We start from the raw sequence: 26,120 nt of genomic DNA, 5'->3' as shown, positions 1-26,120 counted from the left end.
ATGCCCGGGACCACGCCGATGCCCGGGACCACGCCGACGCCCGCGACCGCTCCCGTGCCTCCGACGCCCACCACCGTGCCTGCGCCTCCCGCGCCCGCGACGGCCCGGGGCGACCGCCCGCGGCTGCCGTTCTTCCCCCCCGACCTCTTCGAGGCCGACCGCGAGCACCTGCTGCGCGTCGTGCGCGAGACCGGCACCGGACCGGCCCAGAAGTTCATCCTCGGCGAGCACACGACCCGCTTCGAGCAGGCCCTGCGCGAACAGCTCGGCGCCGCCGACGTCGTCGCCTGCGGCAGCGGCACCAGCGCGCTGACCCTGGTGCTGGCCGCGATGGACGTCGGCGCGGGCGACGAGGTCGTGGTCCCGGCCTTCGGCTGCGCGCCGCTGGCCGGTTCGGTCGTGGCGCTCGGCGCGACACCGGTCTTCGCCGACATCGACCCCTGGACCATGGTGGTCGACCCCGACGACATGGAACGCCGGATCACCCCGCGCACCAAGGCCCTGATGCCCGCTCACATGTTCTCGGTGATGGCGGACATGCCGCGCCTGACCGCGCTCGCGCGGGACCGCGGGCTGCGGCTGGTCGAGGACTCCGCCGTCGCGCAGGGCGGCGTCCAGGGCGGGGTTCCCGCGGGGCTGGCGGGCGAGGCGGGGGTCTACTCCTTCGTCCAGGTGAAGACCTTCGGCACGGCGGGGGAGGGCGGCGCGGTCGTCACCCGCGACGCGGAACTGGGCCGTACGGTACGGATGCTGCGCAACCACGGGCAGGACGGCGTCCACCGCTTCGTCCACCACCGGATCGGCTGGAACAGCCGGTTCGACGAGGTGCTCGCCGCCTTCCAGCTCCACCGCCTGCCGGGGCTGGCCGCCCGTCTGGAGCGCCGCGCCCGGATCGCCGGTCACTACACCGAGCGCTTCGCCGACCTCGCCGAGCGCGGTGTCCTCGCCCCGCCGCCCGGCCGCGACGGCCGCTGCTATTACGTCTACACGCTCCAGTGCGACCGGCGCGACGCGCTCAAGGCGCACCTGGCCGAGCGCGGTGTCGACTCGCACGTCTACTACCCGCTGCCGCTGCCCCGCCAGCCCGCCTTCTCCGGCTTCGCCGCCCCCGGCGACAGCTGGCCCGCCGCGGAACGCGCGGGCGAGCGGATCCTCTCCCTGCCCGTCTACCCGCACCTGAGCGACGCGCAGGTGGAGTACATCGCCGACGCCGTCAGGGAGTTCGCCCTGGCCCCCTGACGCCCGCGGTCCGCCGACAGGCGCTAGAGCCGTACGACGCGCTCCCCTGACAGGCGGCCCGTCGTGTCGAAGAGCAGCCGGGCCGTCTTGGTGATCGCGCCGAGGTCGTAGGCGCGGTGGGCCTGGAGCAGGACGACCAGGTCCGCCTCGGCCGCGGCCGACAGCGCGTCGTCGTACCGCCGCAGCCGGGGGTCCGCCAGCGGCAGGTCCGCCGCGTGCGGGTCGTGCCAGCCGACCCGCGCGCCGAGGTCGAGCAGCCCGCTCGCCACCTCGAGTGCGGGCGACTCGCGCAGGTCGTCGGTGTCGGGCTTGTACGCGGCGCCGAGCAGCGCGACGCGGGCGCCCGGCAGCGGCACCCCGCGGTCCTGGAGCAACCGCGAGGCGCGCGCGACGACATGGCCGGGCATGACGCGGTTCGCGCGCAGGGCGGCCCGTACGACCTGGAACGCGTCGGCGGGCGCGCCTTGCAGCAGGTAGACCGGGTCGACCGGGATGCAGTGCCCGCCGACGCCGGGGCCGGGGCGGAACGACTGGAAGCCGAAGGGCTTCGTCGCCGCGCACGCCACCACGTCCCACACGTCCGCGCCCACGTCGTGGCAGTAGCGGGCGAATTCGTTGACCAGGGCGATGTTGACGCTGCGGTAGGTGTTCTCCAGCAGCTTCGCCAGCTCCGCCTCGCGCGTGCCGCGGGCCACGATCACCCGGTCCACGAAACGCTCGTACAGCGCCGCGCACTGCTTGGCGCACACCTGCGTCACCCCGGAGACCACCTTGGGCGTGTTGCCGATGCCGAAGAACTGGTTGGCCGGATCGACGCGTTCGGGGGAGTAGCCCAGGTGGAAGTCCCTCCCCGCGACCAGCCCCGACGCCTCCAGCAGCGGTCTGGCCAACTCCTCGGTGGTGCCGGGGAACGAGGTCGATTCGACGACGACCAGCGTTCCCGGCCGCAGATGCGCGGCGACCGTACGACAGGCGGCGGTGAGCGGGCCGAGGTCGGGGCCTCCTTCGCGGGTCAGACCGGTGGGGACGCAGATCGCGACGGCCTGGGCCCGCGTGAGCGGCGCGGGGTCGGTGTCGACGGCGAAACCGGCGGCGAGCATCCGGGTCACGTCCGCGTCGGTGACGTCACGGACCGGGGACCGCCCGCCGCGCAGCGCGGCGACGGTCGACGGCGCGATGTCGTATCCGGCCACCGCGAGCCCGGCGTCGGCGGCGGCGCGGGCGAGGGGCAGACCCACGTATCCCAGGCCCACCACGAGCAGATCGAAGGACATGACCGAGACTCCCCGGGGACGGTGGGCGCTGCGCGACGGGCGGTCCGGGAAGGCGCCCCGGGGCCCGCTCACCGCGATCTTGAACCAGTCCCCGCCCGGCCCGTGCGTGTGGCGGCCGGGCGGCGGTCATGAGGGTGAATTCTTCACCCTGTCGGCGCTGGTCCGGCCTTCGCGGGAGCCGGGAGCGGCCGGTGACGACCCGCGTTCGGCGCCGACGAGCAGCGGGCCGGGCCACGATCGGGCCATCGGGCTCCCCGCGACACGGCGACGGCGGCACATCCCGCAGTCATATGCGAACCTTCTTCCGATATGGTCCACTTCGTGCGAACCCGGACATTCGGTCCGGACCGTTCGAGGAGAGTTCATGACCCGTTTTGTCACGGCGAAGCGTGCCGCTGTCGCAGCCACCGCCACCGGCGCCGCAGCCCTCGCCCTGGTGGCCGGTTCCTCCGCCACCGCCACCGCGACCGCCACGCAGGTACGCGCCACCCCGCCGTCGCTGACGCTGGACTTCAGCGGCAACAACAGCGCGGGCGCCGCCGCCAGCACCGTGGGCGCGGGCTTCGGCGGCAGCGCCACGGTCAAGGACTCCTCCGGGAAGCCGGTCGGCACCGCCTACGACATGTGCGACAAGGACGCCATCTCCGCCAAGGAGGTGACCGCGTTCTGCCACGCGAACATCGTCTTCAACGGCGGTGACCAGGTCGCCCTCTCGGTGGTCTTCCCGATCCAGAACCCGCTCACCGCGACCTACCCGAAGTCCTTCGACGGCGTCGTCGTCGGCGGCACGGGCGCCTACAAGGGCCTCACCGGCGCGGCCCACTTCACCAACACCGCGCTCGCGGTCTACACCGTGAGCTGGGACGCCTGAGGGATCTGAAGTCCTTTCCGGTGGGCCGCCGTCCGGACGGCGGCCCACCGCCACCCCGCCCACGCACCGGAGAGTCCATGCCAGCCGCGAGTCCCGGCACGACCACCGCCACGGCGGCGACGGCCGACCGCCCCGAAGGCGACTACGCCTTCGACAACGACAGCCCGTACGCCACCGAGCAGCACCGCTGCCTGGCCGCCGCGCACGACGCGATCACCACCGCGCGGCTGGCGGAGACCGGCGTCGGCCCCGGCTGGGACTGCCTGGAGGCGGGAGCGGGCGGCGGCAGCGTCGCCCTGTGGCTGGCCGACCGCACCGCGCCCGGCGGCAGCGTGCTGGCCACCGACATCAAGCCCGAGCACATCCCCGCCCGCCCCGGTCTCGAACAGCGCCGCCACGACATCGTGCGCGACCCGCTCCCCGACGCGGCCTTCGACCTCGTCCACTCCCGCCTGGTGCTCACCCACCTGCCCCAGCGGCGGGCCGTGCTCGGCCGGCTGCTGCGCGCCCTGCGGCCCGGCGGGCACCTCCAGTTGGAGGAGTTCGACATCGACTACGCGCCGGTGCTCCTCGCCCCCGACGAGCGCACCCGCGCGGGCTACGAGGCGTTCCGGGCCGCCAAGGGCCGCGTGCTGCGGGCCGCGGGGGCCGACCCCGCGTGGGGCCGCACCTGCGCCGCCGACCTGCGGGCCGCCGGATTCACCGACATCGAACCCGTACCGCACCTCGTGCCCTGGGCGGCGGACTCCCCGGGCCTGCGGCTGCAACTGCACCACACCTACCACCTGCGGGACGCGCTCCTGGAGCACGGGATGACGGAGGACGAACTGCTCGCGGCGCGCGACGCGATGCGCCACCCGGACTTCCGCGCCGCCTCCTGCGTCCTGTACTGCGTACAGGCGAGGCGACCGGAGTGACGGCCACCGCGGCCGGCCCCCGTACCACCGCGGCGCCGCGTATCGGCACGGCGCCGGTTTCCGCGCGCGACGGCGCGCCCGCCACGGCCGTCCGGCTCGCCGTCGCCCACCTGCGGGCGCTCGGCTGCGGTACCGAGCACGACAGGTCGGGAGCGTTCACCGCGCACTACGGCCGGGTCCGCGCGCGCTGCGAGGTGAGCTGGGCCGGGCCCGTGGACCTCCCGCTGACCAGCGAGGCCGACGTACAGGCCGCGTGCGGTCTGACGCAGGTGCACGGCCGCCGCTACGGTGCACCGACCCCGCTCGGCGTCGACTACGCCTCCTGCGTCGCGGGCGCGCTCGCCGCCACCGGCACCCTCGCCGCGCTGGCCGCCGGGCCCGCCGACGACGGCGGCGAGATCCGCGTCACCACCTCGGTCGCCCAGGCGGCGCTGCTCTCGGTCGGCCAGTACCTGGCCGCCGCGACGGCGGCCGACGACTGGCCGGAACGCCACGCCCCCGGCGGCCCGCCCTTCGCCGCCGCCGACGGCGTCCGGTTCGAACTGGAGACCCTGGACCCCGAGGCGTGGCGCGGCTTCTGGTCCGCGCTCGGCGTGGACCGCGCGGACGCCGCACGCGGCTGGCTCCCCTTCCAGCAGCGGTACGCCACCGCGGTCTGCCCGCTCCCGCCCGCCCTCCACGAGGCCGTCGCCCGGCTGCCCTTCCCCGAACTCGGCCGCCTCGCCGACGCGATCGGCGTGGATCTGACCCCGGTCGCCGCGGGGCCGCCCCCGTGGGCGGACGGCGACGAGCGGCCCTGGCGGCTGCGCCCCACCGGCCCGACGGCCGCGCCGCAGGCCGCGCCCGGCACCGGGGCGCCGCTGGACGGGGTGACCGTCGTCGAGGTGTGCCGCCGCGTCCAGGGGCCGCTCGCCGGGCACCTGCTGCGGCTGCTCGGCGCGCGCGTCGTCCGCGTCGAGCCGCCGGGCGGCGACCCGATGCGGGGCATGCCGCCCATGGCGGGCGGCACATCGGCCCGCTTCACGGCCCTGAACGACGGCAAGGAGACGGTGGAGGCGGATCTCACCACCGCGTCCGGGCGCGCCGCGGTCCGCGAACTCCTCGCGGGGGCCGAGGTGTTCCTGCACAGCCTGGCCCCCGGCAAGGACCGGCGGTTCGGGCTCGACGCCGACACCCTGACCGCCCACCGCCCCGGCCTGGTGCACGCCGCCGCCTCCGGCTGGGGCGACGAGCGCGGCTCCCGGCCTCCCGTCGGCACCGACTTCCCCGTACAGGCGTGGACGGGCCTCGCCGCCCTGGTCACCCCGCCGGGACTGCCGCCGACACCGTCCCTGCTCACCCTCACCGACGTGCTCGGCGGAGTGATCTGCGCGGAAGGCGCCGTCGCGGGGCTGCTCGCGGCCCGGCGGACCGGGCGCGGACAGGCCGTCACCTCCTCGCTGCTGTCCGCCGCCCGGCTGCTGTGCGGGCCGCGGTTCCGCTCGGCTCCCGCGCGGACGACGGTCCCCGACCGCGCCGACCTGACCGACCTCGCGGCGGACCCCCGCCTCGCGCCCGCCCTCGACCGCGACCTGTGCACGCGGGCCGCAAACCCCTGGGAGTTCCACCGATGACCACTCCGGTGGAGACGCCGACCGACGCGACACCTCCCGTACGGGCGGCGACCGGACGCACCTGGCGGTCCCGCAACGGCCTCGTGCTGCGCGACACGGTCCCGGCCCCGCTGCGGCGGCGCTGGGCCCTGCGCGAGGAGTGTCCCGACACGGGGCTGTACGCGGCCTTCGCCGAGCACGTACGCGACCACGGCGACCGGACGGCCGTACGCACTCCCGGCCTCGCGCTGACCTACCGCGAACTCGACCTGCGGGTACGCGGGATGGCGTCGGCGCTGGGCGCGCTCGGCGCGGGCCCCGGTGATGTGGTCGGCATCCGGCTGAACGGCGGCTGGCCCGCGCTGGCCACGGACCTCGCCGTCGCCGCCGTCGGCGCGGTCGCCCTTCCCTGGCCCACGGGGCAGGGCACCCGCGAGAGCCACGCCCTGCTGGAGCTGTCCCGCGCCCGCTACATGGTGAGCGACACCCCACTGGACCACCGGCACGGCCCGCTCCCGTACCTGGAACGCCTCACCACGGTCGGGGAACTCCTCTACGGCGACCCCGACGGATGCGTCCCCGCCGTCGTGGACCCCGAGGACCCGGCGCGCGTCCTGGTCTCCTCGGGCTCCGAGGCCGCGCCCAAGATGACCGCCTACAGCCACAACGCGCTGCTCGGCGGACGCGGCAGTTACGTGGACGCGGTGCTGCGCGGCGGCGGCGCCGGACACGACACGGCCACCGGCACCCGCCAGGACACGCCAGGCGGCGACCCCGGCACCGGCGAAAGCGCCGAGGACGGCGGCCCGGCCGCGCTCGTCCTCGTCCCGCTCGCCTCCTCCTTCGGCTCCTTCGGACTGGTCGCCCTCGCCCGCTGCGGCGCGACCCTCCACCTGTTGGACCGCTTCGACCCCGGCGCCGCCCTGCGCGCCGTCACCGACTGGCGGCCCACCCACGTCGTCGCCGTACCCACCATGCTGGGCCGGATCGCCGACCACCCCACCGTGCCCGGCGAGGACCTGGGTTCGCTGCGGGCCGTCGTCTCCAGCGGCGCCCCGCTCACCTCCACCGTCCTCGCCGCCGCGCTGCGCCGCTTCGGCCGCCCGGTCACCAACGTCTACGGGTCGAGCGACGGCGTGAACTGCCGTATCACCTGGACTGGTCCTGACGGCGACGTCCGCCGCGTCGGACACCCGGACCCGCGCGTCACCGACCTGCGCGTCTGCGGCGCCGACGACCGGCCGCTGCCCGCGGGGCACAGTGGCGAGATCCAGGCCCGCGGCCCGATGAGCCCGCTGGCCTACGTCGGCGCGCCCGACCTCGACCTGCGCTACCGCACCGACGACGGCTGGATCAGGACCGGTGACCTCGGGGTCTTCGACGCCGACGGTTCGCTGCGCGTCCTGGACCGGATCAGGCAGACCGTGATCCGCGGCGGCTGGACGATCAGCCCCGCCGAGGTCGAGGAGGAGCTGCACACCCACCCGCACGTCGCCGAGGCCGCCTGCGTACCCGTCCCCGACCCGGATCTCGGCGAGCGGCTGTGCGCCTTCCTGGTCCAGCGACCGGGCACGGAGCCGCTGACCGTCGCGGCGCTGTCCGCGTATCTGACCGGCGAGCGCGGTCTGGCCCGGCGCAAGCTGCCCGAACTCGTGCTGCACCTGGACCGGTTGCCGCTCGGGGCCACCGGCAAGGTCTGCCGCCGCACCCTCGCCGCCGCGGCCCTCGCCCGCCCGCCAGAAGACCCGGTACGCGCCCCCCGGCGCTGAGCAGCGCCTGAGCCACACCGCACCGCAGGAGGAGCACCCGCCCATGGAACCCGCGCCCGTACTCGACACCGCGGCCAGGCCCCCCGTCGGCGCCGTTCCCGCCGCCGACACCTCGCCGATCGCGCCCGGCAGTTGGCGCGCCTACGCCAAGCTGGCCAAGCTGGACATCCTCGACTACTACCTGAGCATCCCGCTGGCCGCCGCGATGCTCGTCCCGTTCGGCGTCGTCACCGGGGCCGGGCTCGTCACCGGGGCCGGGCTCCGACCCGAGACCACGGGACGCGCCGCGCTCGTGCTGGTCCTGTTCTTCCTGGGCGAACTGACCATGGTGGCCGGGATGGTCGCCTTCGACGACGTGACCGGCTACCGCGACGGCAGCGACGCGGCCAACTACGGCCCGGACGCCGCCGCCCGCCGCCTCGCCCGTAAACCGCTGGTCGCCGGGACGCTCACCGAGCGGCAGGCGATCCGGTTCGGCTGGGCGGCGGTCGCGCTGTGCGCGCTGTTCTGGGGCGCGGCCGTCCTCGCCGCTCCCGCCCGGCCGCTGTGGGCGGTGCTCGGCACGGCGGCCTGCACGCTCTTCGGGTTCCAGTACTCCTGGTGGCTGAAGTTCAGCTACCGCGGCGGCCAAGAGATCTTCCTGGCCGCGCTCGGCTGGGGCTATGTGCTGCCGCTCTTCGGCCTGCTGAACGGCAGCGCACCCGGCTTCGTCGTCGTGCAGGCGCTGATCTTCGGGCTCGGCCCCGTGCTGTTCGGCGTCTACTCCAACATCAACGACCGGGACGGGGACCACGCGGTCGGGCGGCTGACCGTGGCCGCCGTCGCCTCCGAGCGCGGCAACTCCGCCTTCATCGCCGGGGTCTCCGGGCTGGAGGCCCTGCTGATCGTCGTCCCCGCCGCCGCCGGGATCGCGCCGTGGTGGTTCCCGCCGCTCATGTCGCCCGTCCTCGTGCTGCGCGCCCGCCAGTGGGTACGCGGCAATCGGCGCGGTGACGTCCTGGGGGCCCGCACCCGCGGCATCCGGCTGCACCGCCTCGCCACCGCGCTGATGATCGCGGCCAACCTGCTGCTGGCGGTGACCCGGTGACCAAGCCCCTCGACCCCGGCATCGTCTTCGACGCGCTCGCCCGCCGCGGCTCGCCGACCGTCGTCCACCTCAGCCGCCCCCTCGACCTCGCGCCCGAGGAGGGCACCCGGTGGACGGTGCCCCAACTGGCCGGCCTGGTACGGGACACCGCCGCCCGGCTCGCCGCGGCGGGAGCGGGCCCCGGCGACCACGTGGCCGTCGTCAAGCGCAACCACTGGGACTACGTCCTGCTCGCCTGCGCCGCCGTCCGGATCGGCGCCGTCCCCGCGCTGCTCTCCGACCACCTCGCCCCCGAGGTGCTCGACACCCTGCTCGAACGGCTGCGCCCCGCCGTCCTGGTCACCCAGACGCACCTGCTGCGCACGGCCGCCAGAGCCGATGTCGAGCTGGCGCGCCACAGCGCGTGCACGCTGACCCTGGACAGCGCGAGCCTGCACGACTCGGTACCGGACGACACCCGGCCGCCCCAGCCGGTCCGCTCCTTCCGCGACCTGCCCGCACGGCCGCTCGCCCCGATCCACCGCCGCGGTGACGGCGAGCCGCTGGCCGTGCACCACACCTCGGGGACCACCGGCGTGCCCAAGCTGGTCGTCCACTCCACCACGACGCTCATCCGGCGGCTCGCCGGATTCGAGGCCAGGCGCTGGCCCGTGGTCACCCCGCGCGCCGGCGACACCGTCGCCAGCGCCATCTCCTTCGCGCACGGCCGCGCGCTCGCCTGGACCGTCAGCGCGCTGTGGCACCAGCCCCGCGAGGCCGTGATCGTCGCCGACTCCGATCCCGACGCGGCCCGCCGCACCCTGACCGCGCACCCGCCCACCGTCCTGGAAGCGCTGCCCTCCACGTATGTGCGCTGGCAGCGCCTGGCCGCCGAGCCCGACAGTCCCTTCCGGGACGTGCGCATGTACATCTCCACCTTCGACGCCGTCCACCCGCCGACCGTGCGGGTCTTCCTCGACGCCAGCCGGCGCGCCCGGCCGCTGTGGATGCAGGGCTGGGGCCAGACCGAGACCGGGCCGCTCACCTTCCGCTTCCTCACCCGAGGGGCGCTGGCCCGGCGCGCGGAGCGCCACCCCACCACCCGCGACCTCGGCCGCCCGGTCCCCGGCTGGGTCGGCCTGCGGGTGGTGGACCCGCGGACCTTCCAGCCCATGCCGCGCGGACAGGTCGGCCTCGTCCTCGCCCGGACCAAGGCCCGCTGCCTCGGCTACCTCGGCGAACAGGACCGCTGGGACGAGAAGGCGCACGGGCCCTGGTTCAACACCGGAGACCTCGCGGTCCGCACGCGCGGCGGCTCGCTGATCCTGCTGGACCGGGAGGTCGACATGATCCCGGGGCTGAGCTGCGTGGAACTGGAGGACGTCCTGCACGACCGGCTGCCCGAGGTCGAGGAGGCCGTCGTCCTCGGCGTCGTGGACCGCGACCCGCAGACCGTCCTGGTCGTCAACGCGCCCATCGACCCGGCCCGTTGGCGGCACGCCGTACGCGACCTGCCCGCGCTCGCCGAACCCCTCACGGTGGACTGGGACGCCGTCCCGCGCACCGCCACCGGCAAGGTCCGCCGCCACGAGCTGCGCGACCGCTACCTCGCCGGCACCGCCACCCACGGAACCGGGAGATGGACGTGACGGACCTCGACGTCGCGGTCGTCGGCGGCGGCATCGGCGGCCTCGCCGCCGCCTACCGGCTGCAACGGGCGGGCCGGTCCGTGCGGGTCTTCGAGGCCGCCCCGCGCGTCGGCGGACGCATGGCCAGCTCCCTCGTCGACGGCTGCCTCGTCGACGAGGGAGCGGAGACCATCGCCACCCGCGGCTACCAGGCCACCTGGCGCCTCATCGACGAACTCGCCGTGCCGCCCGCACACCTCACCCCGGTGCGGGCCGGATTCGCCCTCTGGCACGAGGGCCGCGCCCACGCCCGGCTCGGCCACCCGGCGGGGCTGCTCACCGGCGCGGGCATGTCCTGGCGCGGGCGGCTGGACTGGCTGCGCTTCACCGCCCGACTGCTGCGCCGCCGCGGGGACTTCGACGCCGACCGGCCCGAACTCGCGCCGCCCGGCACGGCCACCCTCGCCGAGTACGCCCGCGCCTACCACCCCGACGTGCACGACCGCCTGCTCCAGCCGCTGTCGGGCCACTGCTTCGGCTGGCACTCGGAACGCTCGGCCGCCGCCCCCATGCTCGCCACGCTGCTCGCGGTCGGCGGCGCCGGAGCCCACTGGACCACCTACACCACCGGCATGGACACCCTCCCGCGCGCCCTGGCCGAACGGGTCCCCGTACAACTCGGCAGCTCGGTCACGGCCGTTGAGCGGGCCGGCGCGGACGAGGCACGACTGCACCTCGCCGACGGCGGGATCTTGACGGCGCGTCAGATCCTGATCGCCGTACCGGCACCGGTCGCGCTGTCCCTGTACGCCGACCCGTCGCCCGACGAACGCGCCTATCTGGCGGCCTGTTCCTTCACCCCCATGCTCAAGGCCGTCTGCCTCCTCGACCGGCCGCTGCCCAGCCCGACCCGCGCCCCCAGCTACGCCCTGTCCGTTCCCGCGACCGAGAGCCGGATCTGCGGCGGGCTGCTCCTCGACCACCTCAAGGCCGAGGGGCGCGTCCCGCAGGGCCGCGGGATGGTCAGCCTCTTCGCCTCGCCCGCGATCGGCCCCCGCCTGCTGGACGCCGACGACGCCGAGGTCACCCGTACGCTCGTCGGCGAGGCAGAACGCTTTCTGCCGGGGCTCGGCGAGGCCACCACCCGCACGCTCGTGCACCGCTTCCGGTACGGCCTGCCCGAAGCCACCCCCGCCGCGCTGGGCCTGCGCGCTGCCTTCGCCGCCCGGCCCGCGGGGCCCGTCGACTACGTCGGCGACTGGACTCTCCTGCGGCCCAGCAGCGAGGGCGCGGTCCGCTCGGCGGAACTGGCCGCGCGACGCGTCGCCGCGCGCACGGCCCACCCCTCTCGTCCGAAGCGCGCGGTGAGCCCGGCACCCACCGGTCGACCCGCGTGATTCGGCGCACATGTCCCACCCGCGAATCACGTGCACTGGAGGCACCTGTCATGCGTCGAAGCACCACCATGATCGCGATGGCCGCGGCGGCCGTCGTCGGCCTCGCGGCCACTCCCGCCCAGGCCGCCACCGGCCAGGTCGTCGTCTTCTCCGTCGAGGGCCGGCCGCTCAAGGTCTACCAGGACCCCACCGGCTGTCAGCGACTCCCGTTGACGGCGCATGTGCTGGACAACCTCACCGACCAGCCGGTCAAGGTCTTCGCCGACCCCTTCTGCACGGTCCCGGCGACCCTTCCCACCACCGGCGTCGGCGTCCTTCCGGCCGGCTACGGCACTCACGTCACCGGAGTCGGCAGCTTCTCCGCCTGACCACCGGTCGCGGCACGCGCGCCCGCCGTACCACCGCCGTCGGGGTGCGGTGGTACGGCGGGGCGGCCGGCCCGGTCAGGGTGTGAGGCGGTTCGGCCCCCGGAACAGGAACATGGTCCCGCGGAGCGAGTCCAGGCCGAGTATCGCCATGAGGACGCGGCCGAGGGTCAGACCGTCGCCGGGAGGGGCATGGGGGTGGGGCGGCGACGGTCGCGCAGGGCGGCGGACAGCACCGACACGACGATGCCGCCGAAGGCCCAGGCGCCCAGGATCCACAGGGACCTGGTGATGTCGTGCCCGTCGAAGTAGACGGTGTTGCGGACCACGGTCGTCCCGGCGCCCGGCGGCAGGATCTGGCCGATGGCCCGCCAGAAGGGCGGCAGGAGAGCGGCCGGATAGACCCCGCCGGAGCTGGGATTGCCCAGGACGGTGAAGATCAGGATGGTCAGGCCGAGGCCGATGGTGCCCGCCACCGACTGGAGGGCGACGCCCACCGCGCCCGAGGCGAACACGATCAGGGTGCCGATGCCGACCAGGTCCCAGAAGGCGCCGGGCAGGCAGTGCAGGACGGGACCGACGATCACCGCGCCGCCGATGCCGGAGACGAAGGCGTAGGGCAGCATCGCGGTCAGCCGCACCAGGACGCGGCGCAGGGTGGGGCGCGCCGACCCGGCCGCCATGTTCAGCGCGGACGCGGCCAGATAGCCGCCGATCGTCCAGCTCAGGACGAGGTAGAAGGACGACAGGCCGCGCGAGTCGCCCTTCACCGGCGGGCGGATGTCGCGTACGACGACCTCACGGTGCTGCGCCTGTCCCGCCAGCCGCACGACCTGGGTCGCCGCGTCCGAGGCGGAGGGGCCGCCCGCGGACGCGACCAGCACGGTGTCCGTCGTCCCGCGCGGGTCGACGACGACGGCGGCGTCGGTGCGCCGGTCCAGCAGCCGGGCCCTTGCCTCGGCGCGGTCGGCGACCGCGACGGCGTGCACCGGCTCACCGGGAAGGGCGTTGAGCCGGGCCACCGCGTCCCGCGCCGCGGCCTGCGGTGCGACCACGACGATCGGCACCCGGTGGGGCTTGGGCGAGTGGAAGGCGCCCATGTAGGACAGCGCGAAGCCCAGTTGCAGCAGGAGCACGCCCAGCATGACCAGGACGGCCCTGAATGTGATCGCGTCCCGCAACTCCTCCACGATGCCGTGCCTGCCCGGCCTGTCGAGTACCACCCGACTGCTCCCCGTGCCCGTCAACGCTGTCCGCCCTTCTGGTACGCCGGGGCCATGAGCCCGGCCGAAGTCGTCAAATCCTCGGCTCCGCGTCGGCGTCCGTCGCCGGGGCGCGCCCACGGCGCCCGTCCCGGCAACCCGTTCGGCGTACGCCCGACCGCCGCCTAAGGGTTGGGTATCAGTCATGCGGCACCTGCAACCGCTGGGGCGGTCGTACTCTCCTATAGTGCGACCGGCGAGATGGGGAGACTCGATTGATCACGGCAACGGCGGTTGACACCGCCGCTCAGGGCTCGCGTAAGCGGCGGGTGGCGAAGGGGATGTTGGCGTTGGCGCTCGGCGCCGTCCTGCTGGGGGCGACCGCCTGCAGCGGGAGCGCGGGCGCGTCGACCGACAAGGGAAAGCAGGACGGCAAGGGTTCGGCGTCGGGCGGTGCCACGACGACGCCTGCCTCGCAGGTGGCGCTGAGCATCGTGCCCAAGGACGGCGCGACCGGGGTGGACACCACGGGCGCGCTCAAGATCACGGCCGCCAAGGGCAAGTTGGTGAAGATCGCGGTGACCGACGCGGCCGACCACCGGCCGGTCGACGGCGCGATATCGGCGGACGGCACCAGTTGGAAGCCGTCCGGCATTCTGCGCACCGCGACCAAGTACACCGTGAACGCGGAGGCGGTGGACTCGGCCGGGCGCAGTACCGTACAGCGGTCGTCGTTCACCACGCTGAAGCCCCAGGCCGTCAACTACGGCGTGTTCAACGTGGATCCGAGCTCGACGTACGGCGTGGGCATGGAGGTGTCGATCCGCTTCAACAAGCCGGTCGCCGACCAGGCCGCGACGCACAAGGGGATCACCGTCACGGCGGACCCGCAGGTGCCCGTCGAGGGCCACTGGTTCGGCAACCAGCGGATCGACTTCCGGCCGGAGAGGTACTGGGCGCCCGGCACCAAGGTCACGCTGCACATGAACCTCAACGGTGTGCAGATGTCGCCCGGTGTCTACGGCCAGCAGTCGAAGGACGTGAGCTTCACCATCGGCCGCTCGCAGACCTCGGTGGCCGACAACACCGCGAAGACGCTGAAGATCTACCGGGGCGGGAAGCTGTACAAGACGTACCCGGCGAGCCTCGGTGACCCCCAGCACACCACGTACAACGGCAAGATGGTGATCGAGGAGAAGGACCCGGTGGTGGACATGGACTCCCGCACCGTGGGCCTCGGCAACTCGTACCACATCAAGGACGTGCCGCACGGCATGCGGCTGTCCGACTCGGGGACCTTCGCGCACGGCAACTACTGGCGCCCGGTGTCGGTGTTCGGACACGAGAACACCAGCCACGGCTGCGTGGGCCTGCACGACGTGAAGGGCGGCGGCGACCCGGACACCCCGGCCGCCTGGTTCTACAGCCACTCGCTCATCGGTGACGTCGTCGAGGTCGTGCACTCGCCCGACAAGGTCATCGACCCGAGCAACGGCATCAACGGCTGGAACATGTCCTGGGCCACCTGGGTGGCCAACTGACCCTCGGACCACGGTCCCCGACCGTCCGGACACGCGTCCCGGGCGGCCCGGGGAACGGGTCCCGGGCGGTTGACGAACGGGTCCCGGGTGGTTGACGAACGGATCGCGGCCCCGGAACGCTCAGGCGTTCCGGGGCCGTTCCGCGCGCGACACACCGGTGCGGACATCGATGTCAGGGCATCGGCGGTCCCGCCAGATACGTGCCGTGCGCGTCGTACGGCCACGCGTTCGCCACACAGCCGTGCAGTCCGTCGATCTGCTGCATCATCGCGGGCGCCGGACGCCCGGCGCCGGGACACCCCTCGTGGCCGTGCCCGATGCGGTGGCCCACCTCGTGGTTGACGATCAGGGCGCGGTACTCGTGGAGCGGCCCGGGGAACTGCGGCGAACCGGTCCGCCAGCGCTTGAGGTTCACCACCACCTGGTCGCCGACATCGCAGTTGACCTCGCCGCGGGTGTGCAGCCCGGCCGCCCCGCAGATCCGGTCCACGGTGTCCGGGCTGGCGATCTTCACCTCGAAGTCGTACCGGCCGCCGGAGACGAGCTGGAAGGCGTCGTGGCCGTCGGCGATCCAGCTCCGCCGGTCGCCGAGGATGCTCTCGATCTCGCGCGCCGCGTCGGCGGCTCTGACGCCCGTGCCCTGCTCGACCTGCACCTTGTAGCGGCGCAGCGTGCCGGTGCCGACCGACGTCCCCGACGCCTGGGCGGTGTCGAAGACGCCGTTGCCTCCGGTGCCGGATGGCGGCGCGGATGGCGGCGCGGACGCGGGCGCCCGCCCGGCGGGTGACGTGGAAGGCGCCGCCGGCGTCCTCGCCGGTTCGGTGGCGGCGGGCGGCGAACCCGCCGTATCCCCGTCCGCCGCGTGCCCGCCCTTCCCGTCCTTCCCGTCCTTCCCGCCGTGCGCGGCGACCAGCAGCGCCCCGGCCACCCCTACCGCCGCCAGCGTGCCGAGCGTGTACGTCGTCCGCCGTCGCCTGCGCCGCCGTAGGGTCGCCAGGGAACGCCGTGTACGGGCGCCGCCCCCCGCCCGGCCCGCCGATTTCCGTTTCTTCTCCCGGTGCATGGCTGTTCACACTGCGGTCCGCGTGTGATGGCCCCTGGCCCAGAAGATCACGAAAGCGTAACCTCGGCGGCGGACGGCCGCTGTATGACCCCTTCGTAACAGCTGCCCGGCCGAGCCCCTCTCACGGCCCTGCCCGCCCGGACCTCACGCATACTGACCTGCATGCCCCGCGTTCTGCTCGTCGAAGACGACCCCGCGGTCCGCAAGGGCGTGCAGCTGGCCCTGCGCCACCAGGGACACGACGTCCTCGCCGCCGCGACCGGTGAGGAGGGCCTGAGCCACCTGCGCCCCTTCCGGCCCGACGTCGTCGTGCTCGACCTCATGCTCCCCGGCATCGCCGGACTCGACGTCTGCCGTCGCATACGCGAGCACGACCAGGTCCCGATCATCATCGTGACCGCGCGCGGCGACGACGTGGACGTGGTGGTCGGCCTGGAGGCCGGAGCGGACGACTACGTGGTCAAGCCGGTACAGGCCCGCGTGCTCGAAGCCCGCATACGCGCGGTGCTGCGCCGGATCGCCGCACCCGGCGCCGACGGCACCAGGCCCCGGCAGGAGTCGCACGGCGACCTGTCCATCGACCGCGCCGGGCTGCGGGTCTCCCTGCGCGGCAAGCCCGTACCGCTGGCCCCCTCGGAACTGCGGCTGCTGCTGACCCTGTCGGCCTCGCCGGGACAGGTGCTCAGCCGCCAGCAACTCCTGGAAGCGGTCTGGGAGCACAGCTACCACGGCGACATCCGGCTGGTCGACGCCTGCGTGAAGCGGCTGCGCGGCAAGCTCGGCGGCGGACCGGGCGCCGGGTCCGGCTACATCGAGACCGTACGGGGCTTCGGCTACCGCTTCCGCGCGCCGTACGCGCGGCCGCTCCAGCCGACCCCATGAGGTCCGCCGTCTCCAGGGCCCTGCTCGCGCTGCGCGGGCTGCGCACCCGGCTGGTGGTCGCCTTCGTGCTGGTCGCGGTCGTCAGCGCGCTGAGCACCGGGGCCCTCGCCTTCAGGGAGGCGCGGACCGGCGTGCTCCAGCAGAGCCAGGACGCGGTCATCCGGCAGTTCCGCGACAGCGTCGACGCGCTGGCCCCCGCGATCCCCGCGGAGCCCGACCAGGCGGCGATGGACTCGCTGGTCACCCAGGTCGCGAGGGCCCACCAGTCGCAGCGCTGGCAGGTCCTGGCCACGTACGGGGAGCGCCGCGCCGGATCCGCGCCGGAGAACGCCTTCGAGCGGCTGACCCCCGAACTCCTCGGGTCGGTGCGTAACCAGGCCGCCGCGGTCTTCCAACGGGTGAGCACCGACGACGGCCCGGTCCTCGTCGTCGGCCTGCCGGTCGCGTACCGCGCCGCCGAGAACCAGTCGCTGACGCTCTCCGGCCTCGTCATGTACCTGATCGTGCCGCAGGACACCGAGCAGGCGTACGTCCAGGCCATGATCACCGCCATCAAGGACGCCGCGCTGTGGGCCGTGGTCCTCGCGGTCGTCCTGGCGCTCTTCGCCGCGCGCGGCGTGCTGCGCCCGGTACGCGCCCTGCGCCGCGCGACCCGGCGGATGGCGGAGGGCCACCTCGACGTACGGCTGGCCGTCAACGGCTCCGACGAACTCGCCGACCTCTCCCGGTCCTTCAACGACACGGCCGCCGCCCTGGAGCGCTCGGTGACCGAACTGCGGCGGCTGGAGGCGCAGGCCCGGCGGTTCGTCGCCGACGTCTCGCACGAACTGCGCACACCGCTGGCCGCGATGTCCTCGGTCACCGACGTGCTGGACGAGGGAGCGGGCCGCCTCGACCCCGAGACGGCCACCGCGGTCGGCCTGATCAGCGAGGAGACGGTACGGCTCGCCCGGCTCGTGGAGGACCTGATGGAGGTGTCGCGCTTCGACGCGGGCGCCGCGCGGCTCAACCTGGACGAGATCGACCTGGCCGAGTCGGTGCGCCGCACCCTCGTCTCGCGCGGCTGGCTGGCGGAGGTCGACACCCGGCTGCCCGCGCCCGGCGCCCTGCGCGCCCGCGTCGACCCGCGCCGCCTGGACGTGGTGGTGGCCAACCTCGTCGGCAACGCGCTGCGGCACGGCGCGCCGCCCGTGGTGCTGTCCCTGAGCGCGGTCGGCGGGCGGTCCGCCGGGGGAGCGTGGGCGGTGATCGAGGTACGGGACGCCGGCCACGGCATCCCGGAGGCGGCCCTGCCGCACATCTTCGAGCGCTTCTACAAGGCGGACACCTCGCGCACCCGCAGTGAGAGCAGCGGCCTCGGCCTGGCCATCACGGCCGAGAACGTACGGCTGCACGGCGGCCGGATCACCGCCCGCAACGCGGACGGCGGCGGCTCCGTCCTCACCGTCGAACTGCCGCTGCGCCGCGACTCGGCCGCGGGCACCGCCGACGCCGGGGACCGCGCCGGTTCCGTCGGTTCCGTCGGTTCTGCTGATTCCGCTGATTCCGCTGATTCCGCCGCCTTCGGAAGCGAGGACGTCCGATGAGGCGCGCCGCCGGTCCGCTGGCCTGCCTGGCGTCCGCCGCCGCGCTCACGGCCTGCGGCGTCCCGCCGACCAGCGTCATCCAGGCCGGAGAGCCCGCGGTGGGCATGACCCCCGGCGTCAGTGTCTACTTCCTCTCCGACGAGACCTTGCGGGCGGTTCCCCGCCGCGCGCCCGACGGCGCCGGTCCGGTCGTCGCGCTGCGGCTGCTGTTCGCGGGCCCCGGCGACGCCGACCCGACGACGCTCACCACGCGACTGCCGTCCCTGCCGCGCCCGCCCGTGATCGCCTTCGACGGCGTCACCACCGTCGTGCGCCTGCCCGCGGGCGTCGACCGCCTCTCGCCGCTGGCCATGGACCAGGTGGTGTGCACGGTGGCGGCCAATCCGGGCGGCCCGCGGCGCACCGCGCCGCCCGGCGGGGCCGGCGCCGTCCCCACCGCCGACGTCCCCACCGCCGTCCCCGACGTCCCGACCGCCGGGACCCCGCGGTCGGCGTCGCCCAGCCCCGACGTCCGCGTCATCGGCGCGGGCTGGGCGCTGTCCCGGCTCGTGGAGAGCTGCCCGTAGCGACCGGCGGGCGACCGTACAGCCCGCTGGGCCGGTACGTCGGGGCCGCGAACACGCGGACGCCCCGCCGGTGGTGGGACCGGCGGGGCGTACGGGGGACGGCTGCGGAGAGCCGGGGGCCGCCCGGGCGCCGGACTACTCGACGTCGACCCAGTCCAGGGTCCGGTCCACGGCCTTCTTCCAGCCCTTGTAGCCCGTGGCGCGCTGCTCCTCGCTCCACTGGGGCTCCCAGCGGCGCGACTCGTGCCAGTGCTCGCGCAGCTCGTCGGTGTCGCGCCAGAAGCCGGTGGCGAGACCGGCCGCGTAGGCCGCGCCCAGCGCGGTGGTCTCGGCGACCACCGGACGGCTGACCGGGACGCCCAGGACGTCGGCCTGGGTCTGCATGCACAGGTCGTTGGCCGTGACACCGCCGTCGACCTTGAGCACGTCCAGGTGCACACCGGAGTCCTGCTCCATCGCCTCGACCACGTCGCGGCTCTGGTAGCACATGGACTCCAGCGTGGCCCGCGCCAAGTGGCCGTTGGTGTGGAAGCGGGCGAGGCCGACGATGGCGCCGCGCGCGTCGGACCGCCAGTACGGCGCGAACAGCCCGGAGAAGGCGGGCACGAAGTAGATCCCGTCGCTGCTCTCGACGGTCTTCGCCAGCCGCTCGCTCTCCGCGGCCTCGCTGATCAGGTGCATCTGGTCGCGCAGCCACTGCACCGCGGAACCGGTCACCGCGATGGAGCCCTCCAGCGCGTACACCGCCGGGGCGTCACCGAACTTGTACGCCACGGTCGTCAGCAGGCCGTGCTCGGAGCGGACCGCCTCCGTACCGGTGTTGAGCAGCAGGAAGTTACCGGTGCCGTAGGTGTTCTTCGCCTCGCCCGGCGCGAAGCAGACCTGGCCGACGGTGGCCGCCTGCTGGTCGCCGAGCACACCCGTGATGGGGATCGGCGCGCTCAGCGGGCGCGAGGTGCGGGTGGTGCCGAACGCCTCGGGGTGCGACGACGCGTGGATCGTCGGCAGCATCGCGCGCGGGATGTTGAAGATGCCGAGCAGCTCCTCGTCCCAGTCCAGCGTCTCCAGATCCATCAGCATCGTGCGGCTGGCGTTGGTGACGTCGGTGGCGTGGATGCCGCCGTTCGGACCGCCGGTGAGGTTCCACAGGATCCAGGAGTCCGTGGTGCCGAACAGCGCGTGCCCCTGCTCGGCGGCCTGGCGGACGCCGTCGACGTTCTCCAGGATCCACTTGATCTTGCCGCCGGAGAAGTACGTCGCGGGCGGCAGGCCCGCCCGGCGCCGGATCAGGTCGCCGTGGCCGTCGCGCTCCAGCGCCTTGGCGATCGAGTCGGTCCTGGTGTCCTGCCAGACGATCGCGTTGCCGTACGGGCGACCGGTGCGCGGGTCCCAGACGACGGTGGTCTCACGCTGGTTGGTGATGCCGATCGCCGCGAGGTCGGAGGCCGAGATACCGGCCGACCGCACCGCGTTCTGGATCGCGACATTGGTCCGCTCCCAGATCTCCACCGGGTCGTGCTCCACCCAGCCCGGCTTCGGCAGGTACTGGGTGTGCTCCAACTGGTGCTTGGCCACTTCGTTTCCGTCGTGGTCGAAGATCATGAAGCGGCTGCTGGTGGTTCCCTGATCCACCGCGCCGACGAAGTCCGCCATGGGTGCTTCCTGCCTTTCGTGGGTGTACCGGACCGCGGTGTACGTGACCGCGGTGTGCGTGACCGCCGTCCGCACGGCCGCCGTGTACGGGACCCCCGCGTACGGACCGCGGGGGTGTACGGACCTCGTGGACCCGCGGGCTCAGACCTCGGCAGCGGGCTCGGAGGCGGGGGCGCGTCCCGGGGGCTCCGGCGGGGCCTCGGGCAGGAAGCGGCCGACGAAGATCTTGTAGATCGCGCCGCCGAGGACGCCGCCGATCAGCGGTCCGACGATCGGCACCCAGAAGTAGAGATTCCCCCACTGGTCGCGCCACGCCGTGCTGTAGCCCGTGATGTAGCTGGCCAGCCGCGGGCCGAGGTCACGCGCCGGGTTGATCGCGTAACCGGCGTTGGCGCCGTACGCCATGCCGATCGCGACCACGATCAGGCCGACGATGAACGGGCCGAGATTCGCGCGGGGCGCGGTGTTGAGCACATCGGTGACCGCGAGGATCAGGATCAGCAGGATCGCCGTGCCGATCACCTGGTCGCGGAAGGCGCCCCACTCGTGGACACCGGCCGTCAGCGAGCCGTTGCCCGGCAGGGTGGCGAAGACCGTCTGCGTCTTGATGGTGTGGCCCGGGTCGGCGTGGCCCAGGATCTCGGAGTAGTTCCAGCGCACCAGCAGCGCGGCGACGAAGGCGCCCGCGGTCTGCGCCAGCGCGTAGGGCGCGACCTTCTTCCAGTCGAAGCCCTTGAACACCGCCAGGGTCAGCGTCACCGCCGGGTTGAGGTGCGCGCCGCTGAGTCGCGCGGCGACGTAGACACCGAGGGTGACGCCGAGCCCCCAGGCCCAGGCGATGCTGTCATGGTCGCCGAGACCGCCCTTCGGATCGGTCAGCGCGCCGCCGCCGACGACTTGGGCCACGACGCCGACACCGATCAGAATGAGGATCATCGTCCCGACGAACTCCGCCGACAGTTCGCCCAGAAGTCCTGAGCGTGCACGTGTCGCCATGGATTCCCGCTTCCCGCCGGCCGCCGTATGGACCGGCTGTAGCTCGTCCCGCTCTTGGCCATGCGTCTTCTGCTCTCCGCATGCTCCTTCACACGGAAGCACGTGTGAACCGGCTGTGCCGGATGGGATTGCGCCGTACGGGGGAGAGTGGTGGGAGAGGTGAGGCGGACACGGGAGTGGCGGCGGCGGAAGCGGCGACCGGTCTGTTAAAGGCGCGGCCGTCCGGGGGCGCGGTCCGCTGAAGGCGGGTGTGTGTCAGGGGCGGGCGGGCTCGACGCGGCCGACGACCTCGCCGAGGCCGATCCGCGCACCGCCGGGGCCGGGCGCGGTGGCGCTGATCACCACCTCGTCGCCGTCCTCCAGGAACGACCGGCGCGTCCCGTCCGGCAGCTCCAGCGGCTCCTCGCCGTTCCAGGCCAGCTCCATCAGCGCGCCCCTGGTCTCCCTGTCGGGACCGCTGACCGTGCCCGAGGCGAAGAAGTCCCCGGTCCGCAGGCTCGCGCCGTTCACCGTCATGTGCGCCAGCATCTGCGCGTACGTCCAGTACATGGCGGCGAACGGCGGCCGGGACACCAGATGCCCGTTGAGCCGTACCTCCAGGGCGATGTCGAGGCCGTACGGCGGTCGCGCCGCGCGGTCGTCGAGATACGGCAGCGGCTCGGTGTCGCGGACCGGCGGGTCGGTACGGGCCTGCGCGAGCGCGGCCAGCGGCACCACCCACGGCGACACCGACGTGGCGAAGGACTTGCCGAGGAAGGGGCCGAGCGGGACGTACTCCCACGCCTGGAGGTCGCGCGCGGACCAGTCGTTGACCAGGCACACCCCGAAGACGTGCGCGTCCGCGTCGGCCAGCGCCACCCGGCCGCCGAGCGGCGAGGGCGCGCCCACCACGAAGCCCAGCTCCGCCTCGATGTCCAGCTTCCGCGAGGGGCCGAAGTCCGGCGCCGGATCGACCGCCGCCTTGCGCTGCCCGCACGGCCTGACCACCGGCGTGCCGGAGACCACGACGGTGCCCGCCCGTCCGTGGTAACCGATCGGCAGATGCTTCCAGTTCGGGGTCAGCGGCTCGGACCCCGGCCGGAAGATCCGGCCGATGTTCGCGGCGTGGTGCTCCGAGGCGTAGAAGTCCACGTAGTCCGCCACCTCGAACGGCAGGTGCATCGTCAGCTCCGCGCGCGGCAGCAGGCACGGCTCGACGGCGTCGGCGTAGGTGTCCTCGGTCAGCCACGCGGTCAGCGCCGCCCTGACCCGCGTCCACAGCGGACGGCCCGCGGCCAGCAGCGGGTTGAGCGAGTCCGCGCCGAGCGCGGCGGCCAGATCGGCGGGAGCCCCGGCCGCCCGCGCCGCGGCCCCCGCGTCCAGTACGTGATCGCCGTACGCCACCCCGATCCGCCGCGCGGCGGGCTCGTCGGCGGTGCTGAACACCCCGTACGGCAGATTGCGCACCCCGAAGGGCGCGTCGTACGGGACGGCGAGCGGGCTGCTGGCGCTCAACGGACCTCCAGGTGCGGCTCCTGCGCGGCGGAAACGACCCGAGGGTACCGCCGGGTCCGGCGGCCGGGTTTGGAGCTGCTACCGGTGCAAACGTAAAGTTCGGCCGGGGCGGGGCACGCGGGGGCATCGCATGGGCACATACGGAGAGAGCAGCGGCGGGATGACGGCGACAACGCAGGACCTTCACGGCCACGGGGCCTACGAGGAACCGATCGGTGATGCCGAGGACGCGGACGGCGCGGAGGCCGTGGACGCTGCGGAGGCCGTGGAGGGCTTCGCCGACGTGCCCGGCATCGATCCCGCGCGGATGGCGGTCTGCCTCGCCGTACTCGGCGAACTCGACACGCTGCCCGTCGACCACCCCGACGCCATCGCCGTACGCCGGGCCACCGCGGGCATCTACCGGTCGGTGAAGCAGCGCCGCCGTCAGGAGCGCCGGGCGGCCAAGACCGCCAACGACAAGGCCGTCACCGAGGCCACCGCGACCGGCGCCGCCGACCGGATCGACGACGAGACCCTCGGCATCCAGCTCACCACCTCCGTCAGCACGGAGATCGCGGGCATCCTGGAGCGGCCCCGCTCCTGCTACGTCTGCAAGACCCGCTACGTCGAGGTCGACGCCTTCTACCACCAGCTCTGCCCGTCGTGCGCCGCCGAGAACCGGGCCCGCCGCGACGCGCGCACCGACCTCACCGGGCGCCGCGCGCTGCTCACCGGCGGACGCGCCAAGATCGGCATGTACATCGCGCTGCGGCTGCTCCGCGACGGCGCGCACACGACGATCACCACCCGCTTCCCCAACGACGCCGTCCGCCGCTTCAAGGCCATGCCCGACAGCGACGAGTGGATCCACCGGCTCAAGATCGTCGGCATCGACCTGCGCGACCCCGCCCAGGTCGTCGCCCTCGCCGACTCGGTCGCGGCGGCGGGCCCGCTCGACATCCTGATCAACAACGCCGCCCAGACCGTACGCCGTTCCCCGGACGCCTACCGCGAGCTGGTCGCCGCCGAGTCCGCGCCGCTGCCCGCGGGCGAACTGCCCGCCTCCGAGGTCTTCGGCGCCTTCGGCAGCGGCGCGCAGACCGCGGCCGCCCTCCCGGCCCCGCGCCGCGAGGACGCCCTCACCGCGCAGGACGTCACCGGCCTCGCGCTCGTCAGCGGCTCCGCCTCGCTCGCCAGGATCGAAGCGGGCACCGCCATCGACGCGGGCGGGCTCGTGCCCGACCTCGACCCCACCAACACCTGGGTGCAGACCGTCGGCGAGGTCGACCCCGTCGAACTCCTCGAAGTCCAGCTCTGCAACGTCACCGCGCCGTTCGTCCTCGTCAGCCGGCTCAGGCCCGCCATGGCCGCCGCCGCGGCGCGCCGCAAGTACGTCGTCAACGTCTCCGCCATGGAGGGGCAGTTCAGCCGCGGCTACAAGGGCCCCGGCCACCCCCACACCAACATGGCCAAGGCCGCGCTCAACATGCTCACCCGCACCAGCGCCCAGGAGATGCTCGACACCGACGGCATCCTCATGACCGCCGTCGACACCGGCTGGATCACCGACGAACGGCCCCACCCCGACAAGGTCCGGCTCGCCGCCGAGGGCTTCCACGCCCCCCTCGACCTCGTCGACGGCGCCGCCCGTGTCTACGACCCTGTCGTCCGGGGCGAACGCGGCGAGGATCTGTACGGCTGCTTCCTGAAGGACTACGCCCCCTCCGCCTGGTGACACCGCGCGGGCGGTGACGCTCATCCGCTGCCGCTGCCGCTGCCGCTGCCGCTGCCGCTGCCGCTGCCGCTGCCGCTGCCGCTGCCGCCGACGACCCATCGGACCGGACCGGGCCGCACCGGGCCGTCCGGCCGGTCCGGCGGTCACGCGTCGCCGCGCGTACCAGGAATGCTGAGCAGTCCGCCTACGCGCGTCCGCGTCGCCGTACGCGCAAGGTCGTAGATCTCAGCTCCCACGCCCCTCACGCGCCCCTCCCGTGCCCCGAGTGCAACCGGCGCGCGGGGGGCGCGCGGCACCCGGCGCCCGCACGGCGCATTTCCTGGCGCGCGCCTGTGACGTGCGAATTCCCCGCGGAGCGGAATCACCGAATCCGGTGGCCTATGCCAGCCGCTCTTGCCGAATAATCCGTGATGCCGCCGGGTCGATTACCGATGTACGGATTTGGCCATTAACGAGCGCCGCCGATTCCGCGCCGTCGTTTCGGGCGCCAAGGCGGCGAGCTTTACGTGATGCGATGCCCTGGCATTTATCTACGGCCCGGCCGGTCCGCTCCGCCGCCGCCGAAGAAGACGCAGTTCGGGGCGGGGTGCACTCGGTAATCGAAAATATGTCCGTCGTCGTCGGGGCCTATATACCCCGGTTCTTCGATCTGAATCAGATGAGGAGGAAGTTCGTACCCCCAACAGGTGAAACCGGCCAATCGTCGGCCTCCCGGCAGTCTTTCCGTCCGAAGAAGTCGGCTGTTGTACTCTGACGATGATGCGAATAGGGACAGGGCTGTGCCGCCCCGCGCTTTACCGGGGCCCGTACGGCGAGAAGAAACGGAAAACTGAGGGAAGGTGGAGCGGCCATGGTTAATCCTTTCGACGACGACTCGGCTCGGTTCGTCGTATTGGTGAACGACGAGGGACAGCACTCCCTGTGGCCCGCACATCTCGACCAACCCGGCGGCTGGCACGCGGACGGCCCGGAGAGATCCCGTCAGGAGTGCCTGGACGCGATCGAGAAGTCCTGGATCGACATGCGGCCCACGAGCCTGGTGCGCGCGATGGAGGCGGACGTCCGGTAGGCGGAATCCCGGGTCGGCACCCGTCCTCGGTGGGACGGGTGCCGACCCGGTCCCTCGCGCTTCCCGCCGCCTCGGTGAGCGGGTCCGACCGAAAGTGAACGCACGCGATCACTTTCGGTCCGTGAATGCTCTCTTTCGTCGCGGGTGTTTCACTGGGACCACCACCCGGTCCTTCGCGGCGTCATCCGCCGCGCGCGACAGGGAACGCCCTTCGCCGCGAATCGCCGCGCCGG

General features: G+C 73.8%; 21 protein-coding genes. 15 read left to right on the top strand and 6 right to left on the bottom strand.

Annotation, left to right across the window (positions count from 1 at the left end; all coding sequences use genetic code 11):
• The first annotated feature begins 75 nt into the window (after window positions 1-75).
• Complete coding sequence (locus ABZX65_RS01905; RefSeq protein WP_355333296.1) at window positions 76-1,239, top strand: DegT/DnrJ/EryC1/StrS family aminotransferase; 1,164 nt, start codon at window positions 76-78, stop codon at window positions 1,237-1,239.
• Between the two features lie 23 nt (window positions 1,240-1,262).
• On the opposite strand, the gene ABZX65_RS01900 is transcribed toward ABZX65_RS01905, so the two are convergent.
• Complete coding sequence (locus ABZX65_RS01900) at window positions 1,263-2,513, bottom strand: nucleotide sugar dehydrogenase (RefSeq protein WP_355333294.1); 1,251 nt, start codon at window positions 2,511-2,513, stop codon at window positions 1,263-1,265.
• A 364-nt stretch (window positions 2,514-2,877) separates the two neighbouring features.
• On the opposite strand from ABZX65_RS01900, the gene ABZX65_RS01895 reads away from it, so the two are divergent.
• The 8 genes from ABZX65_RS01895 (at window position 2,878) to ABZX65_RS01860 (ending at window position 12,121) form a co-directional block, all read left to right on the top strand.
• Window positions 2,878-3,384 (top strand): hypothetical protein, encoded by a 507-nt coding sequence (locus tag ABZX65_RS01895; RefSeq protein WP_355333292.1) that lies wholly within the window; start codon window positions 2,878-2,880, stop codon window positions 3,382-3,384.
• A 77-nt stretch (window positions 3,385-3,461) separates the two neighbouring features.
• Window positions 3,462-4,301 (top strand): methyltransferase domain-containing protein, encoded by an 840-nt coding sequence (locus ABZX65_RS01890; protein WP_355333290.1) that lies wholly within the window; start codon window positions 3,462-3,464, stop codon window positions 4,299-4,301.
• Entirely contained in the window at window positions 4,298-5,914 is a 1,617-nt protein-coding gene (locus ABZX65_RS01885) for a CoA transferase (protein WP_355333288.1), read from the top strand. The genes ABZX65_RS01890 and ABZX65_RS01885 overlap by 4 nt, the downstream gene beginning before the upstream one ends.
• Window positions 5,911-7,662, top strand: coding sequence for a class I adenylate-forming enzyme family protein (locus tag ABZX65_RS01880; RefSeq protein ID WP_355333286.1), 1,752 nt, complete (start codon window positions 5,911-5,913; stop codon window positions 7,660-7,662). Before ABZX65_RS01885 ends, ABZX65_RS01880 begins: the two co-directional genes overlap by 4 nt.
• Window positions 7,663-7,705: 43 nt before the next feature.
• The gene (locus ABZX65_RS01875) at window positions 7,706-8,749 is read left to right on the top strand and encodes a UbiA family prenyltransferase (protein WP_355333283.1); all 1,044 of its coding nucleotides are present in this window, start codon (window positions 7,706-7,708) and stop codon (window positions 8,747-8,749) included.
• Window positions 8,746-10,377, top strand: coding sequence for a class I adenylate-forming enzyme family protein (locus ABZX65_RS01870; protein ID WP_355333281.1), 1,632 nt, complete (start codon window positions 8,746-8,748; stop codon window positions 10,375-10,377). Before ABZX65_RS01875 ends, ABZX65_RS01870 begins: the two co-directional genes overlap by 4 nt.
• Window positions 10,368-11,753 carry an NAD(P)/FAD-dependent oxidoreductase gene (locus ABZX65_RS01865; protein ID WP_355333279.1) on the top strand — a complete coding sequence of 462 codons (1,386 nt, stop codon included), beginning with the start codon at window positions 10,368-10,370 and terminating at the stop codon, window positions 11,751-11,753. Before ABZX65_RS01870 ends, ABZX65_RS01865 begins: the two co-directional genes overlap by 10 nt.
• Before the next feature lie 50 nt (window positions 11,754-11,803).
• On the top strand, window positions 11,804-12,121 hold the full coding sequence (locus ABZX65_RS01860; RefSeq protein ID WP_355333276.1) for a hypothetical protein: 318 nt from the start codon (window positions 11,804-11,806) through the stop codon (window positions 12,119-12,121).
• A 167-nt stretch (window positions 12,122-12,288) separates the two neighbouring features.
• Here the strand turns inward: ABZX65_RS01860 and ABZX65_RS01855 are convergent, their stop codons facing one another.
• Entirely contained in the window at window positions 12,289-13,341 is a 1,053-nt protein-coding gene (locus tag ABZX65_RS01855) for an ABC transporter permease (RefSeq protein WP_355333274.1), read from the bottom strand.
• Window positions 13,342-13,661: 320 nt separating this feature from the next.
• Between ABZX65_RS01855 and ABZX65_RS01850 the strand changes: the two genes are divergently transcribed.
• On the top strand, window positions 13,662-14,861 hold the full coding sequence (locus tag ABZX65_RS01850) for an Ig-like domain-containing protein (protein ID WP_355333603.1): 1,200 nt from the start codon (window positions 13,662-13,664) through the stop codon (window positions 14,859-14,861).
• A gap of 172 nt (window positions 14,862-15,033) precedes the next feature.
• Here the strand turns inward: ABZX65_RS01850 and ABZX65_RS01845 are convergent, their stop codons facing one another.
• Entirely contained in the window at window positions 15,034-15,924 is an 891-nt protein-coding gene (locus tag ABZX65_RS01845; RefSeq protein WP_355333271.1) for a DUF3152 domain-containing protein, read from the bottom strand.
• Between the two features lie 162 nt (window positions 15,925-16,086).
• On the opposite strand from ABZX65_RS01845, the gene ABZX65_RS01840 reads away from it, so the two are divergent.
• The 3 genes from ABZX65_RS01840 to ABZX65_RS01830 are packed head-to-tail and all read left to right on the top strand — an operon-like array spanning window position 16,087 to window position 18,958.
• Entirely contained in the window at window positions 16,087-16,806 is a 720-nt protein-coding gene (locus tag ABZX65_RS01840) for a response regulator transcription factor (RefSeq protein WP_355333269.1), read from the top strand.
• The gene (locus tag ABZX65_RS01835) at window positions 16,803-18,392 is read left to right on the top strand and encodes a HAMP domain-containing sensor histidine kinase (RefSeq protein WP_355333268.1); all 1,590 of its coding nucleotides are present in this window, start codon (window positions 16,803-16,805) and stop codon (window positions 18,390-18,392) included. The genes ABZX65_RS01840 and ABZX65_RS01835 overlap by 4 nt, the downstream gene beginning before the upstream one ends.
• Window positions 18,389-18,958: a hypothetical protein gene (locus ABZX65_RS01830; RefSeq protein WP_355333265.1), complete on the top strand. Its 570-nt coding sequence runs from the start codon at window positions 18,389-18,391 to the stop codon at window positions 18,956-18,958. Before ABZX65_RS01835 ends, ABZX65_RS01830 begins: the two co-directional genes overlap by 4 nt.
• 135 nt (window positions 18,959-19,093) lie before the next feature.
• Here the strand turns inward: ABZX65_RS01830 and glpK are convergent, their stop codons facing one another.
• The 3 genes from glpK to fahA form a co-directional block, all read right to left on the bottom strand.
• Window positions 19,094-20,611, bottom strand: a complete 1,518-nt coding sequence (gene glpK / locus ABZX65_RS01825; protein ID WP_355333263.1) for a glycerol kinase GlpK — start codon at window positions 20,609-20,611, stop codon at window positions 19,094-19,096.
• A gap of 141 nt (window positions 20,612-20,752) precedes the next feature.
• Window positions 20,753-21,607, bottom strand: coding sequence for an MIP/aquaporin family protein (locus ABZX65_RS01820; protein WP_355333260.1), 855 nt, complete (start codon window positions 21,605-21,607; stop codon window positions 20,753-20,755).
• A 255-nt stretch (window positions 21,608-21,862) separates the two neighbouring features.
• On the bottom strand, window positions 21,863-23,101 hold the full coding sequence (gene fahA / locus ABZX65_RS01815) for a fumarylacetoacetase (protein WP_355333258.1): 1,239 nt from the start codon (window positions 23,099-23,101) through the stop codon (window positions 21,863-21,865).
• Between the two features lie 307 nt (window positions 23,102-23,408).
• On the opposite strand from fahA, the gene ABZX65_RS01810 reads away from it, so the two are divergent.
• Together ABZX65_RS01810 and ABZX65_RS01805 are read left to right on the top strand one after the other, a co-directional pair.
• Window positions 23,409-24,818 carry an SDR family NAD(P)-dependent oxidoreductase gene (locus ABZX65_RS01810; RefSeq protein WP_355333601.1) on the top strand — a complete coding sequence of 470 codons (1,410 nt, stop codon included), beginning with the start codon at window positions 23,409-23,411 and terminating at the stop codon, window positions 24,816-24,818.
• Between the two features lie 850 nt (window positions 24,819-25,668).
• Window positions 25,669-25,887, top strand: a complete 219-nt coding sequence (locus tag ABZX65_RS01805; protein ID WP_188285961.1) for an MbtH family protein — start codon at window positions 25,669-25,671, stop codon at window positions 25,885-25,887.
• Window positions 25,888-26,120: the final 233 nt, after the last annotated feature.

The organism is Streptomyces sp. NPDC003300 (genome assembly GCF_040610915.1).
In the GTDB taxonomy this organism is placed as follows: Bacteria; Actinomycetota; Actinomycetes; order Streptomycetales; family Streptomycetaceae; genus Actinacidiphila.
This window is presented reverse-complemented; position numbering and strand designations above follow the sequence as displayed.